Annotated in this window: 10 protein-coding genes; 7 read left to right on the top strand and 3 right to left on the bottom strand. The window is 62.3% G+C overall.

The window, feature by feature from the left end; translation table 11 throughout:
- Positions 1–61: 61 nt before the first annotated feature.
- Positions 62–790, top strand: coding sequence for a hypothetical protein (locus tag DS839_RS16930; protein WP_368911693.1), 729 nt, complete (start codon positions 62–64; stop codon positions 788–790).
- Positions 783–1,454: a hypothetical protein gene (locus DS839_RS16925; protein ID WP_438816525.1), complete on the top strand. Its 672-nt coding sequence runs from the start codon at positions 783–785 to the stop codon at positions 1,452–1,454. Before DS839_RS16930 ends, DS839_RS16925 begins: the two co-directional genes overlap by 8 nt.
- A 24-nt stretch (positions 1,455–1,478) precedes the next feature.
- Here DS839_RS16925 and DS839_RS16920 read toward each other — a convergent pair whose 3' ends face one another.
- Positions 1,479–2,276 carry a DUF2189 domain-containing protein gene (locus tag DS839_RS16920; protein WP_119271614.1) on the bottom strand — a complete coding sequence of 266 codons (798 nt, stop codon included), beginning with the start codon at positions 2,274–2,276 and terminating at the stop codon, positions 1,479–1,481.
- A gap of 150 nt (positions 2,277–2,426) precedes the next feature.
- Here DS839_RS16920 and DS839_RS16915 point away from each other — a divergent pair, with 150 nt between their 5' ends.
- The 4 genes from DS839_RS16915 (at position 2,427) to DS839_RS16900 (ending at position 12,923) form a co-directional block, all read left to right on the top strand.
- Positions 2,427–4,286: a putative bifunctional diguanylate cyclase/phosphodiesterase gene (locus DS839_RS16915; RefSeq protein ID WP_119271613.1), complete on the top strand. Its 1,860-nt coding sequence runs from the start codon at positions 2,427–2,429 to the stop codon at positions 4,284–4,286.
- A 107-nt stretch (positions 4,287–4,393) separates the two neighbouring features.
- Positions 4,394–5,374, top strand: a complete 981-nt coding sequence (locus DS839_RS16910) for a hypothetical protein (protein WP_119271612.1) — start codon at positions 4,394–4,396, stop codon at positions 5,372–5,374.
- A 109-nt stretch (positions 5,375–5,483) separates the two neighbouring features.
- Positions 5,484–11,855 carry a hypothetical protein gene (locus tag DS839_RS16905; RefSeq protein WP_119271611.1) on the top strand — a complete coding sequence of 2,124 codons (6,372 nt, stop codon included), beginning with the start codon at positions 5,484–5,486 and terminating at the stop codon, positions 11,853–11,855.
- Positions 11,856–12,095: 240 nt separating this feature from the next.
- Positions 12,096–12,923, top strand: coding sequence for a PAN domain-containing protein (locus tag DS839_RS16900; RefSeq protein ID WP_119271610.1), 828 nt, complete (start codon positions 12,096–12,098; stop codon positions 12,921–12,923).
- Between the two features lie 17 nt (positions 12,924–12,940).
- Here the strand turns inward: DS839_RS16900 and DS839_RS16895 are convergent, their stop codons facing one another.
- Positions 12,941–13,366, bottom strand: coding sequence for a hypothetical protein (locus DS839_RS16895; protein ID WP_162918604.1), 426 nt, complete (start codon positions 13,364–13,366; stop codon positions 12,941–12,943).
- A 177-nt stretch (positions 13,367–13,543) separates the two neighbouring features.
- Here DS839_RS16895 and DS839_RS16890 point away from each other — a divergent pair, with 177 nt between their 5' ends.
- A complete protein-coding gene (locus DS839_RS16890) occupies positions 13,544–13,957 on the top strand; it encodes a cupin domain-containing protein (RefSeq protein ID WP_119271608.1) in 414 nt (137 codons plus the stop codon).
- Positions 13,958–13,992: 35 nt separating this feature from the next.
- On the opposite strand, the gene DS839_RS16885 is transcribed toward DS839_RS16890, so the two are convergent.
- On the bottom strand, positions 13,993–16,479 hold the full coding sequence (locus tag DS839_RS16885) for a glycogen/starch/alpha-glucan phosphorylase (protein ID WP_119271607.1): 2,487 nt from the start codon (positions 16,477–16,479) through the stop codon (positions 13,993–13,995).
- Positions 16,480–16,585 lie beyond the last annotated feature (106 nt).

The following is a 16,585-nucleotide window of genomic DNA, read 5'->3' as shown; positions in this document are numbered from 1 at the left end:
CGGAGATGCCCCGCCTCATTGAGTTGGAGATAATCTCCGATTACAGTAATGCGCGTCTGACGTGAACGACGACATCATGCAGCCGCACAATCGCAAGAAGCTCCACGATCGCGTGACCAAAGCTGCGGAGGAAGCGCTCGCGGCCCGGAAACATGTGAGTTCCATCGATGTGCTGGTCGGGATCGGATGGCTCGATCCGGGGACGGTCAAACGCTGGCGGCAGGGACAGCTCGATTGTCTCGAGGGGGCGGTGCGGACCAATCTGGCGCGCATTTCCGAGGCCATGAAGCTGTTCCGGTCCTGGGCCGGCGCGAAAGGATTGATCCCACGTGAGACCCACTATGTCGCGCAAACGCCGTCTCGGCAAACGCTGCGCTTCAGCAAGAGTGGAAACCCGACGATCGAGCAGCTGTATCGCACGCATTGGATATCGCGCGAGCTTACCGAGAACAAGCGGGAGCGCTTGGCCGAGAAGGCGAGCCGTGCGCCCGAGCTGGTCGTGATCGCGCCGCTTCATGATTCGTGGACGTGTCACCGGTGCGGCGGCACCGGCGGTCTTCTTATCATGGAAAATCCTGGTCCGGCGTGCCTCACATGTGCGGGCCTCGGCGATCTTGAATATCTGCCGGCCGGGGATGCGCTGCTCACGCGCCGAGCGAAGGCGAAAAGCCCAAGACACGCCGTGGTGGTGCGTTTCAGCAGAAGCCGGCGCCGCTATGAACGGCAAGGCCTCTTGGTCGAGCCTCAGGCCTTGGCGGAAGCGCAGCGTGGACTCTCATACGATGATTGACATGACTTCCGCTCCTCGCCGCAGCGCTACTGGTCTGCGCCGATTCCTGGATCTCGAGCAGCAGCGCAATTGGTTGCAGGGCAAGACGGTCCTGCGCGACGCTGACGAGCGCTTGGAATCCCTCGAGCTGCGTCTCAAATATGTCGCGCGCTATGAGAAGCTGCTGCGCCGGCCGCAGGCGCAAGAGGTCCTGGAGATTCTCCGGCGCTATGGCCGCGACTGCATCCCGATCCCGCGCCGGACCGAGCGGCACTATTGGTCGGTCTCCTGCCTGCCGTCGACTCCGGGCAAGGCGCTCGTCCGTGTGAATGCGAGCTGGATGGAGTTTTTTTCGCTTTATGCGGAAGGCGACGGCATCCGTGCGCTGTTCCTGGTGCATCTTTCGGATTTCACCATCGACCATTCACTCGAAGAGGACCGGGTGGACGAATCCCTCCTCGAGCGTTGCGTCACGACGCCGGAGGACGTCGGTTTCATCTTCCCGCGCGGCGAGGACATTTTCGGCATCAAGGTCCGCGGCTTCGCCTCGATCGGCAAGTTCCTCAAGAGCCGCCGCGCGCTGCGCGCCATCCGGGCTTTCAACCTGACCCACATGAACCGCGGCCGGAATGCCTACCAGGCGAGCCATTGCTACAGCCTGGCGGATCACATGCTGGCACGTTGAGCTGCTCATTGGGCTTGGGCCGCGTCAGTGCTGGACAACCTTGCGATACAGATGCCAGGTCGCATGCCCGAGCACCGGCATCACGACGGCGAGCCCGGCGAAGAGGGGCACGGCCCCGATCAAGAGCAGACCGGCGACGATCAAGCCCCACAGCATCATCGTCATCGGATTGACCACAAGCGCGTGAACGGAGGTTTGTATCGCTGTTGCCAGGCTGACATGCCGGTCGAGAAGCATCGGAAAGGACATGGCGCTGACGGCGAGGGCCACCAGCGCGAAGAGGAAACCGACGCCGCAGCCCACGATGATGAGCGTCCAGCCGGCCGGCGTGGTGAGGACCTCACGGAGGAATTCGGTGATCGAACTCGGCACGGTGTCGCCATAGATCTGTCGGTAGATGGCGAATGCCGCACCGAGCCACGCGAAGTAGATCACGCCGAGCAGGACGCTCAGCATCAGGATGTTCATGGAGGGACGCCGCATGACGTTGAAGGCGTGCCCCCACGAGATATCGAGCCCCAGTTCGCGCCGCCGGCTGATTTCATAAAGGCCGACCGCGGCCAGGGGGCCGATCAGGGCGAATCCGGAGAGGAGCGGGAAGACGAGCGGCAGCGGTATGTATCCGGCCGCGATATTGGCCGAAACCACCATGGCCAGCGGATAGAGAATGGCCAGGATGACCAGGTGGCTGGGTTTCGCCTTGAAGTCATCGACGCCCTTGATCAATGCGTCCACGAGGTCAGCCGCGCTGATCTTTTGAATATTCCCATAAGCGGGGCTGTCATCGACAGCGCCGATCGGTTTGCCATGTGAAGAGGCCATGACGGGACCTCCTGAACAGCCGCATCCGAGCGCCCCTTGCGCTCGGAGCCAAGTCGAGCACCGGGGCGGATTATACACCGCGAAGCTTGCCGTTTCAAATCTGGTCGCCGGCCCGAAAAGTCTCAATCGGGCATTCAGCCAAAATTAACGATGTTTTTCGAAGCGGAAGCCATCTTAAGCGCCTCTTTGGCCTTCCGGCTGCAATGGCAGACAGTAAAATCGCGTCAGATGGGTTTGCCGGTCGCAGACATGACAATTCCTGGTCCTGATACAGAGCAGACCGATGCCTTTGAAAGAGAAGGGCTCCGTCGGCTTGATGTTGCGGATGACAGGACCGCCGCGGAGTCTTTCCGCCTGCTGTTCGAGAGCAGCCCGGTTCCGATGTGGGTCGTCGAAAGATCAAGCCTGAAATTCCTTGCCGTCAATGCCGCGGCTGTCGAGCATTACGGCTATGCGCGCGACCGGTTCCTGAATATGACGTCGCTGGAAATCAGGCCCGCTTACGAACGGCAGCGGGCGCTCGACGACGCCAGGAACAACTTTACCCGGGACAGCGGCGAAAAGGATTGGATCCATAACAAGGCCGACGGCACGGAAATTCTGGTCTCGAGCTACGCCCGGCCCATCATATATGGCGGCAAGGAAGCGGCGATCATTTCCGTCTTCGACGTTACCGAGCGCCGCAAGCAGGACGCCCGCATCAAGTTCATGGCGGAACACGATGCGTTGACCGGCCTTCCCAACCGGCGGCTGTTCCTCGAGCTGCTTGAGGACACGCATCTGCGGAAAACACAGGATCCCGGCCTTTGGTCGGTCATTCTGGTGGATATCGACGACTTCAAGAACATCAATGACACCCTCGGACATTATGTCGGCGACAACCTCATCATTGCGGTGGCCCACAGGCTCGAAGAATGCTTAGGCGACCGGGGAATTGTCGGCCGCCTGGGTGGCGATGAGTTCGCGGTGCTGCTGCCGGTGCTTGCCGATCCCGCGGACGCTCACACCGCTGGGAGCGACCTGGTCAAGGCTTTCGCCGATCCCCTCAAGGTCCGCGAATACGAAATCCTGGTCGGGGTGAGCGCTGGGTTGAGCGTCGGTTTGGACGTTTCGACTGACGCTTCCACCATGCTGAAGAACGCCGACCTCGCCCTCTACAAGGCAAAGTCGGATGGCCGTGGCGTCTGCCGGGTTTATGAGCCGCATATGTCGCTGCAGACGATCGTGCGCCGCGAGATGGAGCGGAACCTGCGCCAGGCCCTGGCCGAGGATCAATTCGATGTCCACTATCAGCCTCTGGTGGACCTCGCGACCGCTAAGGAAATCGGCTTCGAGGCTCTGCTGCGCTGGAACCATCCGATCGAAGGCATGATACCGCCGTCGACTTTTGTCCCCGTCGCGGAATCGAGCGGACTGATCGTTCCGATCGGCGCCTGGGTGCTGGAACGGTCCTGCAGCTTGGCGACCGCCCTCCGGGAAGATCTGACAATTGCGGTGAACATTTCCCCGGCCCAGTTCAAGTCGGGCAAGCTCGTGGAGGCCGTATCTGGCGCGCTCGCGAGGTCAGGTCTCGCTGCCCACCGGCTCGAGCTCGAAATCACCGAATCCTGCCTCTTGGAAAAAACGTCCGAAACCGTGCAGATCCTGCAGGACCTGAAGGACCTTGGCGTGTCCATTGCGCTCGACGATTTCGGCACCGGCTATTGCGGATTGGGATATCTGGGCAGTTTTCCGTTCGACAAGATCAAGATTGACCGATCCTTCGTCAAGGATGTCGAGACCGCGCGGAAGTCCGCGGAAATATTCCGGGCGGTCATCAATATCGGCCATAGCCTGGACCTGGTGACGCTTGCCGAGGGCATCGAAACGAAGGAGCAGCTTGAGTTCCTGCAGGCGCTCGGCTGCCAGCAGGGTCAGGGCTTCCTGTTCAGTCCGGCGGTTCCCGGGGGCGAAATCGCCCCGGAGCTGAAGCGTGAAGGGAATCTCCATTCCAGGAGATGTGTTGCCTGACGGTTCGCGCCCGAGCTTACGCCGACGGGCTTGAATTTGCATGTGTTCCATGTTTCCTTGGCGAGAGCGATCTACAACTTAGGGGGCCTTGCGGGAGATATCATCCGATGCGGCTGAAGTCGCTCCTCCTCGGTGTCGTCAGCTCGGGCATGGCTATTGCCTTGTTGGGTTTGCCCCACTCTTTTGCCGCGGAGCAATCCCCAGATGTTCCGGAATGGCTGCGACCCCATGTCGGCGAAGGCCCAAGCCAGATCGCGCAAGTGGTTTTGCAGAGGGCACGCGCGCTCTACTTGCAGAAAGTGAGCGAAGGCGTGGTCAAAAATCCATGCTACTTCGCTATGGACGCTACGCGGCCTGGCGGTTGGGGGCGACGGTTCTACACCATATGCGAAGCCGACCGGACCTTTCGCGCGGTTCCAACGGGCCACGGCAACGGTCGTCATTTGAAGGGCATCGCTAACTTCGCGAACGGAATCCGGTGCGCGAAGAATTTCAGTAATGCGTTGGATTCCAAATTGACGACCGGGGGAGCCTACCTGACACGCGAGGAGATCACGTCTTTCAAAGGTTATTATCGCGCCTCATCCGGGAGAAGTGCGGTTTTGAATCGCTCTTTCGTGCAGTTTGACGGTGAAGGTGACACGGGAAATGCGAGGCTTCGTCTGATCGGGGGGCATCCGGCCGTGTTGCTGAGGGGAGTGTGCCTGCGGAAAGACCCGAAAAGTCCGTACGCGAATCAAAACGGTTACGTTCCATTCGGAAAGCTGGTGGACTATTCCTTCGGCCGCAGCAATGGCTGCACCAGCTGGTCGCCTTCGGACGCCAGGCAGATCATGCCGATGATGAAGGATAAGCCGACGACGCTTTATATCTATCCTGAATCAAAGGACATCGAAGCCGTCGTGGGGGCCGTCAAGGCCGGCCGATTGCCGACGAGCGGAGGATTATATTGGAACGCCTCTTGCTTGAAAGAAATTCGCTCTCCGAAATTCTGGGCCAGAGAATCTCTCGAACCGATCCTGATCCAATACCAGAAGGATCATCCGGCACCGCCGCCGGGGCCGATACCGATTTGCAAGGGATCGTGAAGGTCCATCTCATTGATCTGACATTGTGCTCGTGGGAAATTTCCCTCAGAGTGGCGAGGGGCTGAGGCAAGACCAATTGGCGAGATGCTGCAACCATAGGAGATCGTGAATGCGATGCCTGGGCTTGCTGTGTCTCATTTTGGCAGTGGTCGCCGTATCTGCGGCGAAAGCGCAGGACAACGCCGCGCTTGCGCAGGGCGAGGCCGTGGTAACGGGCTTCGCCGGGGCGAAAGCGGCAGGTGCGCCAGGCGCTGCCGGCGATCCTGTCGATGGAACCTTCATCGATCTCGACGGCGCCTCGGCGCAGATTTTGCAGCTCGAGCCGGGCGCATCTCCGCAGCGCCCGCCGAAGCTCCGGGTGAAAGCCCGCGACGTCGGCCAGGTTTTCGCGATCGGCCTCGATGATGGCCTTCCTGCCCGTGGCACGCAGGCGACGCCCAGCATTTATCTCGGCGCCACCTCGGCCTTCGGGCTTCAGATCGTGGCCCCCGATTCCGATGGCGACGGGCGCCCGCAACGCCTGACAAAGGGCGACGCCAATGCCGAATGGATGGCGGGCCAATTCGGGCGAGGAGGGGGGCCGGGCTCGATCTACAGGATCGACGGCAAAACGGGCGCCGTGTCGCTCTTCGCGACAATACCCGGAAATGCCGGTCCGGGCCTCGGCGACATCGTATTCGACCCGGCCACAAGGCAGTTCTTCGTCTCCGACCTCGACACGGGCCTGATCTACCGCCTCGATGCCGCGGGAACCCTCGTTGCCAGCTTCGACCATGCGCGGACCGGCCGGACGGCGCTGGGCCTTCCCGCTATTGCCGATGACGGCATCGCCATGGATATCAAATCGCCCGCCTTCGACAGTGAGGACCAGGCGACGTGGGGCTTGACCCCGCCCGAGCGGCGCATCTGGGGGCTCGGCCTCCATGCGGGACGTCTCTATTATGCCGCTGGACCGGAAATCTGGTCCGTGTCCATCAATCTCGACGGGACCTTTGGCAGCGATCCACGCCGCGAAATCGAGGTTCTGGGCGGGCAACGCAATCACCCGATTTCGGACATCGCCTTCGACGGCCAAAATCGCATGTATGTCGCAAAGCGGGGCGGCACCGTGCTGTTCCGGTTTGCCCGGGAAATACCGGACGACCCGGTAACACCCGGCACCTGGGCGCCGATACAAGATGAATATGCCCTCGGTACCCCGCCCGACCATCGCACCACATCGGGCGGCGTGGCGCTGGGTGTGGGCTATGACGAGGCCGGCACGATCCGGCCCGGCGCATGTGATATGACGCTGTGGGCGACGGGCTCTCCGCTGCTGCAAGGGACCGATCTTGCGCTGACGCGGGCCGACAATGAACCGCCGGCCAAATCCCGGTTCATCGACTACGGTGGCCGAGGCGCCGATCCGCAAAGCCAAGGCCATGTCGGCGATGTCGAGATCTGGCAGCCTTGCGATCCCAAGATCGCCACCGGCATCCATGCGCCGGCAGCCGATGTGCCGCCGGATGGGACCTACAATCTCAGGCTCGAGGAGCGTTCGGTGAGGGGCGCCTGCGCCGCGGGTGGGCTTGGCTTCCTCTGCGACTATGTGGTGCGAGTCACCAATACCGGCCCCGACGCCTATGTCGGCCCGATCGTCGTCAAGGACCGTTTGCCGGCGCAGCCGGCCGGCGCGGTGATGACGCTCAGCCACAGTCCGCCCTGGCTCTGCTTTGCGCTCTCGCCGAGCGAGCAGCAATGCACTCAAGCTCAGGCTTCGCTCCTGCCCGGCGAAAGCGTCGATCTCCATGTCACGGTCGATCTCCCGGTCGCCGCGCCCCTCTGCCATCTCGACAGTCAGGCCGGACTGGTCTGGCCCGGGGGGTTAGGCGATGTCGATCCCGCCGATGACTTCGATCTCGCCACCGCCACGATCCCGGCTCCCCATTGTCCGCCGCCCGCCATCGGCAAGGCCAATCTCGAGATCTCGACGCATCCGCTGGCCGAAGTCTGTGCCGACGAGGTTGGCTTCTTCGAGTGCCGCTACACTTTCGTTGTCCGCAACACCGGGGCTGGCGCCTATTACGGTCTCATCAAGCTCGACGACACGATCCCTCAGGGCGCGACCGCGACCTTCTCGGCCCGGTCGTGGAGCTGCATGGGCTCCGCGCCGACCTTGTCCTGCGAGAGATGGTCGGTTGCGTTGCTGCCAAATCAGGCCGTGAATTTGAATGTCGTCGTGAAGTTACCCAAGACTCTCGCAGGGCCTCTGAGTTGCCAGGCGAAGAACGCGGTGAAGATCGTGGCGGCGGCGGGCGGCACCGATCAGAACGCAGATTTGACTGATGATGAAGCCGAGGCCACGATGGTCCTGCCGGGCGAGCTTGCTCAGTGCCCGAACCTTGATGCCGTGAGCAATCTCAAGCTCGAGACGAAAGGGCCCGACGGCGAGTGCCCCGTCATCTGGGGCAGCTGGGTATGCGAGTTCAAGGTTACGGTGCAGAACCTCGGCAAGGCTTACTCGAGTCCTGTCCAGTTCACCGACGCCTTGCCTTTCGGCAACCCGGCCGGCGCCACCATCTCCTTCCAGCCGCCCGCCGGTTGGACTTGCGGCGGCCCGGTGCAGTTTCCGAACCTCTACCAGTGCAGCAGCGACAATCCCGACCTTGCGCCTCTGGAAAAGGCCGAGATCCGGGCGATCGTCAAGATTCCGGTGGCGCCTGTTGCGAAATGCGAGGTCACCAACGGCGCCGAGATCATCAAGGCGATGGGCGGCACGCTCGACAATGCCGCCCTTGGCGATGATGCGAGCTCGGCCACGGCGAAGCTCGCCGCCGCTGTCGCGCAGGGCATCTGTCTCTCCAATCTCGAGCTCACGAACACCGGACCTTCCGAACCATGCCCGGTCCTGGACGACGCATGGGAGTGCAGGTTCAAGGTCACGCTGCAGAACTTCGGCAAAGCTTACGCGAGTCCTATCCAGTTCATCGACACCCTGCCATCCGGCACGCCCGCCGGCGCCACGGTCTCGTTTGAGCCGCCCACCGGCTGGAATTGCGGCGCGACGGCGCCGTTCCCGCATCACTATCGGTGCGGCAGCGACAATCCCAACCTGGCGCATCAGGAAAAGGTCGAGATTCCGCTGACCGTCAGGATTCCCGTGACGCCCGATGCGGCATGCGCGATCACCAGCAGCACCAAGATCGTCAAGGCGCCGGGCGGGTCACCGCGCAATTTCCTCGAGGCAGACGACACTGACTCGGCAGAAGCCCAGTTCGCGCCCGTCTTCCCACCGGACGAAGGCCAGGGCATCTGCCTGACGAGCAACCTCGCGCTCGAGATCATGAATCGCAACCAGTCTCCCGGAGACTCTTGCCCGGCCGTGGACGGAAACTGGATTTGCCATTTCCTGCTCAAGATCGCGAATCTCGGCGAACCCTATGCGGGCGAGATCCGGATCGTCGACGCGCTGCCGGTCGACACGCCCGAAGGCGCCACCATCACATTTGACGAACGGCCTGGCTGGGACTGCGAAGGGCCCGTCGCAGGCTCGAATCTCTATCAGTGCACGAGCGCCAATGCCAAGCTCGGCAAGGGCAAGAGCGCGTTCATCCCGGGGACGGTCAGGATTCCCTTGGAACGCGTGACCAAATGCGAGGTCACGACGAATGCGAAGATCGGCAAGGCCGGAGGGGGCTCTCCGCTCGACAGCTTGAAGGGCGATGATACGGCCTCGCTCACCATGCCGCTCCAGAGGGACGTGATCCTGCCCTCGGGCCGGATTGCCTGCGCATCGAAACAAAGCAACCTCAAGCTCGAGACGGCGGGCTGGGTCAAGAACATGAAATTTTGCCAGGTCTCCGGCAAAATGTGGCGGTGCGAGTGGAAGGTCAGGATCACCAACACGGGTCCGGATGCCCACACAAGCCCGATCGAGTTTGTCGATGAGCTGGTCGGCCCTCCTTCCGCGCCGCCCAAAGCGGCTCTCTCGCTCAGCCAGCCGGTCCACTGGACGTGCCAACAGCCGGCACCGCTGCGCTCTGAGTGCCGAAGTGAAAATCCTGAGCTTGGGGTCGGCGAATCCGTCGAATTCGGGGCAACCGTCAGAATTCCCCTCGGGCCTGTTGCGGAATGCGCGCTCAAGAACCGTGCGTATATCGCCGCGCCGAAGGCCCCCACACCTCTCAACCTTGCCTGGGCAGACGATTCCGGATCATCGACGCTTTACCTGGCGCCCCATCCTCCGCCCGACCACCCCCACATTCCGGCGGTCTGCCTCGTGTCGAATATCGGCGAGCCCCGGCCGCTTGCGACGAACGAAGAGCAGGAGAGCAATCTGACCGTCACCAAGACGGTGGGCGCAAGCCGGGTCACCGCGACCGGACAGAGCACGAAATTTGCGATCACGGTGACCAATCAAGGGCCAGGCGTGTTCAACGCGCCGATCGAGATCCGCGACACGTTGTTCGATGGCGCCATCGTCGAGCCGTCCAACGGCAACTGGTCGGCGCCCTGGTTGTGCGAAGTCCAGTCGGCATTGGGTCATCCCGAGCAGGCAATCTGCACGCATCCCGAGGTCGAGCTCGATCCGGGCGAGAGCGTCGTGCTCGATCTTGAAATCGAGGCGCCGCTGAGCTTCGCCGCATCTTCGGGCACCGAGGCGAGGTGCGGCTACGACAACAAGGTCGAGATCCTGAGGCCCTTGGGCGGCAGCGCGAAGAATGTCGATGCGGGCGACGATGTGGCCTCTGCCCAAGTCGCGTTCGCGCCGTTTGCGAAGGACGGAGCGAAGTTCTGCGGAGGAGGCCTCAAGACCGACCCCGGCGAGAAGAGAAACCTCACTATTGCCAAGACGGCGGGCGCTTGCGACTCGACCACGGGCGGCCAGAATTGCCGGTTCACGATCACTGTCACCAACAGAGGTCCGGGGGTCCACAAGGGTGCGATCGAGCTTCGCGATACGCTCTTCGATGGCGCCATCGAAGAGCCGTCGAACGCAAACTGGTCGGCGCCCTGGACCTGCCTGGGCCAGCCCCTCCTTGGCTATCCCGAACAGGGTATCTGCACCCACCCGCCGGTTGAGCTCGGCCCGGGCGAGAGCGTCGACCTCGAGCTCGAGATCGAGGCGCCGATGAGCTTCGTGGCACCCTCGGCTTCGCAGGTGAAGTGTGGCTACACGAGCAAGACCGAGATTGTCGCGCCGGCGGGCGGGACGCACGACAATGCCAGTACCGGCGACGATATGGCCTTTGCCGAAGCCAGGTTCGCGCCCTTCGAAAAGGACGGAAAGACCTTCTGTCGCCCCGAGAGGAACCTGACTGTCACGCAGGCTGCTGGCGACTGCGTCACCACCGCGGCGGCCGGTCAGGATTGCCGGTTCACGATCACCGTCACCAATAACGGACCAGGTGTCCATGAGGAGGCGATCGAGCTTCGCGGCACGCTGTTCGGCGGCGCCGTCGTCGACCCGTCCAACGGAAGCTGGTCGGCGCCCTGGGTTTGCCAAGGCCGGTCGGCGGCCGGCCATCCCGAGCAGATCATCTGCACCCATCCGCCGCTCGAGCTCGGTCCGGGCGAGAGCGTCGATCTCAAGCTCGAGCTCGAGGCGCCGGTGAGTTTCGTTGCGGGTAAGCCAGCGAAGTGCGGCTTGAAGAACAAGGTCGAGATTCTCGAACCGGCAGGCGGCACGCGGGGCAATATAAATGCCGGCGACGACGGGACCGTCACCGAAGCCAGGTTCGCGCCTTTCGAAAAGCGCGGGAAGACATTCTGCGGACTGGGCCTGACGCCCCCGGCATCGCCCGCCTGTCCGCGAGGCTGGTCGCGCAAGCAAGTTCGCGGCAAGTGCTGCCCGCCCCAGTCGAGCTGGGATGGCGAGAGCTGCAAGAGCGACGTGAGGCAGCCGGAAGGCAAGAGGGACGTGAGGCAGTCGGAAGGCAAGAGCGTCCTGAAGCAGCCGGAAGGCAAGAGCGGCGTGAAGCAGGCGGAAGGGGTGAAACAACCGGAAGGCGTGAAGCAGCCGGAAGCCGTGAAGCAGCCGGAAGACGTGAAGCAGGCGGAAGCCGTGAAGCAGGCGGAAGCCGTGAAGCAGCCGGAAGCCGTGAAGCAGCCGGAAGCCGTGAAGCAGCCGGAAGGAAAATGCCCGGCAAATACAGTGGGGTTCATCGGCGGCGAGTGCGCGTGCGCGGAGGGGTGGCGCGTGCTCGATGGAAGGTGCCAGCCGGCGTCGTCCGAAGCCGAGACGACCTGCCCGCCGGATTCCGACGGCCTCTATCCTGACTGCCGCTGCAAGCAGGACACGACCGGCACGCCCGGCAAGTGCGTGCGCATCATCGCGCCCAGGAAATGCCAGGCGGACTCGGTCGGCATCTATCCGAAATGCCGCTGCAAGCGGGGCACGACCGGCAAACCCGGCAAATGCAAGCCGATCGTCGAGCGCAAGAAATGTCCCAAGGGCTTCCGCGGCAAGCCGCCCAAATGCAGGCGGATAGCGCCGCGCTAAGGCCCACGGCGTTCCCCTTCATGTGGATCGGGCGCCCGACGGCGGACCCGACGTGAACCACGCCTGAACCGGACGATCAGGTCCAGTTCAGCGTCGCCGCCCTATAGTTGCGCCCCAAAGACGAGTCTTCCGCAGCGTCGGCGAGTAGCTCCGAAACGCAACGGCGTCGTACGCGGCATCAGCCGCCAGACTGCAGTTGCGAGTAACGACCGACGACCCAAAGGCACAAGGAGATTCGCTATGTCGCCACTCATCCGTTGGAAATCCCGCGTGATCAACTTTGCTGCACTTCTCACAGCGCCGCTCGCTCTTGCGATGCCGGAGGAGGCGAGAGCCGATGAATGTCGCTGCGAGGCGCATTTCGAACTGCGCGCGCCTTCCGACAAGGGGCGGCGTCCGAATTTTGACCCGTCGTTCAAGCCGGATTTTCCCGTCGATCATTTCAACGCAGGCGTTGGCCAAGGTGCGGGGACGATGAATGGCTGTCGGCGCGAGGCTCAGCATCGGGCTCACCGATGCATGAGCAGGATTTGGGACAATCGTTTGACTCCGGACGATGAACCCGGCGAGTGCTCCACGAGTCTCGGCATACATGGTTCTGTGCCCTACGACATCAAGTGGTGGATCGAGCGCAGCGCCTGTCAGTCGCCATCGCCTATTGCCAATCGTCACGCCACTACGGTCTCGGTCTTTCGCCGTACTCACGGGGGCACCGGCTGTGGCGACGATTATAGGACGGTCAAATCGGTCTTTGTGCACGACTACGTGGTCGATTGCCTGGCCATTCGCCACCGGGAGAAGCTTGGCATGGTGGCCGAGAGTCAAATCGAGGGCATTGACCGGCCGGGCTCCGATCTCGCCGAGGGTGCGACGGCTGGGGATGGTTCAGTTGGCGCTTGCAAGGCGGCTTGCAATCTCAGCAGCCAGTGCAAGGCTTGGACCTGGGTGCCCGCCGACATCCAGGGACCGAAGTCGAAGTGTTGGCTGAAGAGCAGCGTCCCCTGGCACAAGGTCCACGCCACGAGCACCAAGATGGTCTCGGGAACCCGCCAGCACAACAGCCAATAGTTATGCCATGCGCGCGCCTATTCGTTGACGTTCATGTACGACGTAAAGCGCCATTTGTCGTCGACGAGTCCGAAATAATATTCGTTTCCGTCGCAGTCGATATACCAGGGACTGCCCGGGAAATCGGGGTTTTCGGCCTGGTAGTCCAGCTTGGCCGTGGCGAGGCAGGTCACGATCTGCTCGCCGCCCTCGTAGAACAGGCTGGAAAACTGGATCTCGTCGGACAGGAAGTCCTCCTCGGTGATCTTGTCGGGAGCCTCATAGCCGCTGAACGCCACCGGGAAGCGCGAGAGCGCGACGATCGCTTTAAGGTCGTGCGCCTTCACCGCGGCGGCCAAGTCCTTGCGTAGGGCGTCGAGTTCGGGCGGTGGGGCAGGCTCCGAGGCTGCAAGCGCAACAGAGGCCGCGCCGGCGAACGACAACGCCAGAAGGACTGTTCTCAACCTCGATCTCCGTTCATTGGATCTGCGGCCTCCCCGTTCCCAGAATCCCATCCCTTCGCCCACGAAGTCAATGAGCCGCCGGTGGCAGGAGAATGCGGCAATTTCCTTGACTCCAGCGAGACCTGGGAGCTTGTTTTCAACGGCGGTGTTCGGCGGGCTCCATCATGGAGGATGATCATGGCAACCATGGATCGTCGCACCGCAATAACGCTTGGCGCGACGATTTTCGCTCCGGCAGCTCTATTTCCTGGTTCGGCAAAGTCTGAGATCTATGCGAGACACGCCGGTCTGGAAGTCATGCCGGGTGTGAGGCGGATCGACTTGGGCAGGTGGCCGGCGGCATTGCCGAATTACCGGTCCATCGTGATGACCGACTATGTCGTTGCGCCCGGCGCGGGTTTTCCGCCGGAGAAAATAAGGTTCGACACGATCTATCACGTCCTCGAAGGAGAGCTTCGGGTCAAGAAGGGCAGGGAGTTCAGGGTCCCGGCCGGTGGCGTCTTTGTCGGCGTTACGGGCGAGACGAGGGAAGTTACCAACCCTGGTCAAGTCGATACGGTAATGCGTGTCATCGCTCTCAAGGCGAGATAGAGCGGGCTTCGCATCGGCGACGGCTCAGGCCACCCCTACTCGGCAACCTTTACGGGGTTGATGTGCCAGATGTCACGGCAATAGTCGCCGATCGCGCGATCGGACGTGAACTGGCCTATGCGCGCCACGTTGAGGATCGACGCGCGCGTCCAGCGCTCGGGCTCGCGCCAGGCGCGGCCGACCTTGTCCTGGCAATCGATGTAGGAACGGTAGTCGGCCAGCACCATATAGGGATCGGTCCCCAGCAGATTGTCCACGATCGGGCGAAACAGCTCGCGGTCGCCATTCGAGAAAGCCCCGTCCGCGATCGCATCGATGGCCTCCTTGAGCTCCTCGTCCGAGCGATAGTGCTCATACGGCCGGTAGCACTCGGCGAGCCGCCGCTGGACCTCGTCCACCGTCATGCCGAACAGGAAGAAGTTTTCCGCTCCCACGGCGTCGCGGATCTCGACATTGGCGCCATCGAGCGTGCCGATGGTGAGCGCGCCGTTCATCGCAAATTTCATATTGCCGGTGCCGGACGCCTCTTTGCCCGCCGTTGAAATCTGCTCCGAGAGATCGGCGCCCGGGAAAATGCGCTGGCTGTTCTTCACATTATAGTCGGGCACGAAGGCGACGCGCAGCCGTCCGGCGATCGCCCGGTCGTTGTTCACGATGTCGGCGACGGCGTGGATCAGCTTGATGATCAGCTTCGCCATCATGTAGCCGGGTGCCGCCTTGCCTGCGAAAACGACGGTGCGCGCCGGCGCGTCGCAATGCGGGTCGCGCTTCAGGCGATGATAGAGCGTTATGATGTGCAAGACATTCAAGTGCTGTCGCTTGTATTCATGGAAACGCTTGACCTGGACATCGAACAGGCTTGCCGGATCGGTCGTGATGCCAGTCTTTTTGAGAATCTCCGCGGCGAACGCTTCGCGGCACTGCCGTTTGACGCTTCGCCACGCGTCGCGGAAGGCCAGTTCGTCAGCCTTGGCTTCGAGGAGACGCAGCTTGTCGAGGTCGCGCGTCCAGCCATCTCCGATGGCGTCGCTGACGAGCTTCGTCAGCCCGGGATTGGTCAGCATGAGGAAGCGTCGCGGCGTAACGCCGTTCGTCACATTGAAGAACTTCTCCGGCCACATGTCGTTGAAATCGCGCAGCACCTCGTGCTTGAGGAGCTCGCTGTGAAGGGTGGCGACGCCATTAATCGCGTGGCTGCCGACACAAGCGAGATGCGCCATCCTGATCGACCGGCCGCCGGTCTCATCGATGAGAGAAAGCCTGCGGACCCGCTCGTCGTCGCCCGGATATCTGGCCCTCACCTCGTCGATGAAGCGGCGGTTGATCTCGAATATGATCTCGAGATGGCGCGGCAGGACGCTTTCGAACAATCCGATCGGCCACTTCTCGAGCGCCTCGGGAAGGAGCGTGTGGTTGGTGTATCCCATCGTTCGGCGTGTCACCTCCCACGCCGGCTCCCAGTCCATGCCGTACTCATCGACGAGGAGGCGCATGAGTTCCGCGACCGCGACCGCCGGGTGCGTATCGTTGAGCTGGACGGCATATTTTTCGTGGAAATGCGACGGATCGGGGGCCGTCTGCAGCGTGATGCGCATCATATCCTGGAGCGCGCAGGAGACGAGGAAATACTGCTGCTCGAGGCGAAGCTGCTTGCCCTCCAGCCCCGAATCGTTCGGATAGAGGACCTTGCTGATCGTCTCGGAGCCGACCTTTTCCTCGACGGCGCCATAGTAGTCGCCGGTATTGAAGGACTGGAAGTCGAACGAGTTGACGGCCTCCGCCCGCCACAGACGGAGCATATTGGCGGTGTTCACCCTGAAACCCAGGATCGGCGTATCGTGGGCGATGCCCTTGACGAGGCGCTGCGGTATCCAGCGCACGCGATAGCGGCCGTTCTCGTCGGTGTAATGTTCGGTATGGCCGCCGAGGCCGACGGTCATGGCGATCTCGGGGCGCGGGATTTCCCACGGATTGCCGAGGCGCAGCCACTTGTCCGCGATCTCGACCTGCCAGCCGTCGCGGATGACCTGGTCGAAGATGCCGAATTCATAGCGGATGCCGTGACCGACGGCCGGGATCTCGAGCGTCGCCATCGAATCGACATAGCAGGCCGCAAGACGTCCGAGGCCGCCATTGCCGAGGCCCGGCTCTTCCTCCTGATCGAGCAAATCCTCGAAATTGAAGCCGAGCTCCTCCATGGCCTGCTTGGCCTCGTCATATGCTCCGAGATTGAGGAGATTGTTGCCGAGATGGGGGCCGAGCAGGAATTCGGCCGACAGGTAGCAGGCCGTGCGCGCCTTTTTCCGATAATAGGTTTCGGATGTCTTGACCCAGCGGTCGAGCAGGCGTTCGCGCACGCTATGGGCGAGCGCCAGATACTTGTCGTTCAGGCTCGCCGTCTCCGGAAAGCGCCCGAGAACATAATAGAGGTTCCACAGGAACGCCTTCTTCCAGTCTTCGACGCTTGTGCCGGCGCTCCCGCTCTCGGCCATCGGGAGATTCTGAAGATGCAGGTTTGCCATCTGAGTTCCCCTTGAACTGCCATACTCCCACGGTGTTTTCCGGGCAAATCCCCGCCCGGCGGGACATTCGAGACCAGGAAGATGACAATCATGGTACAGGACATTT

The sequence above is a fragment of the Taklimakanibacter deserti genome (assembly GCA_003574785.1).
This window is presented reverse-complemented; position numbering and strand designations above follow the sequence as displayed.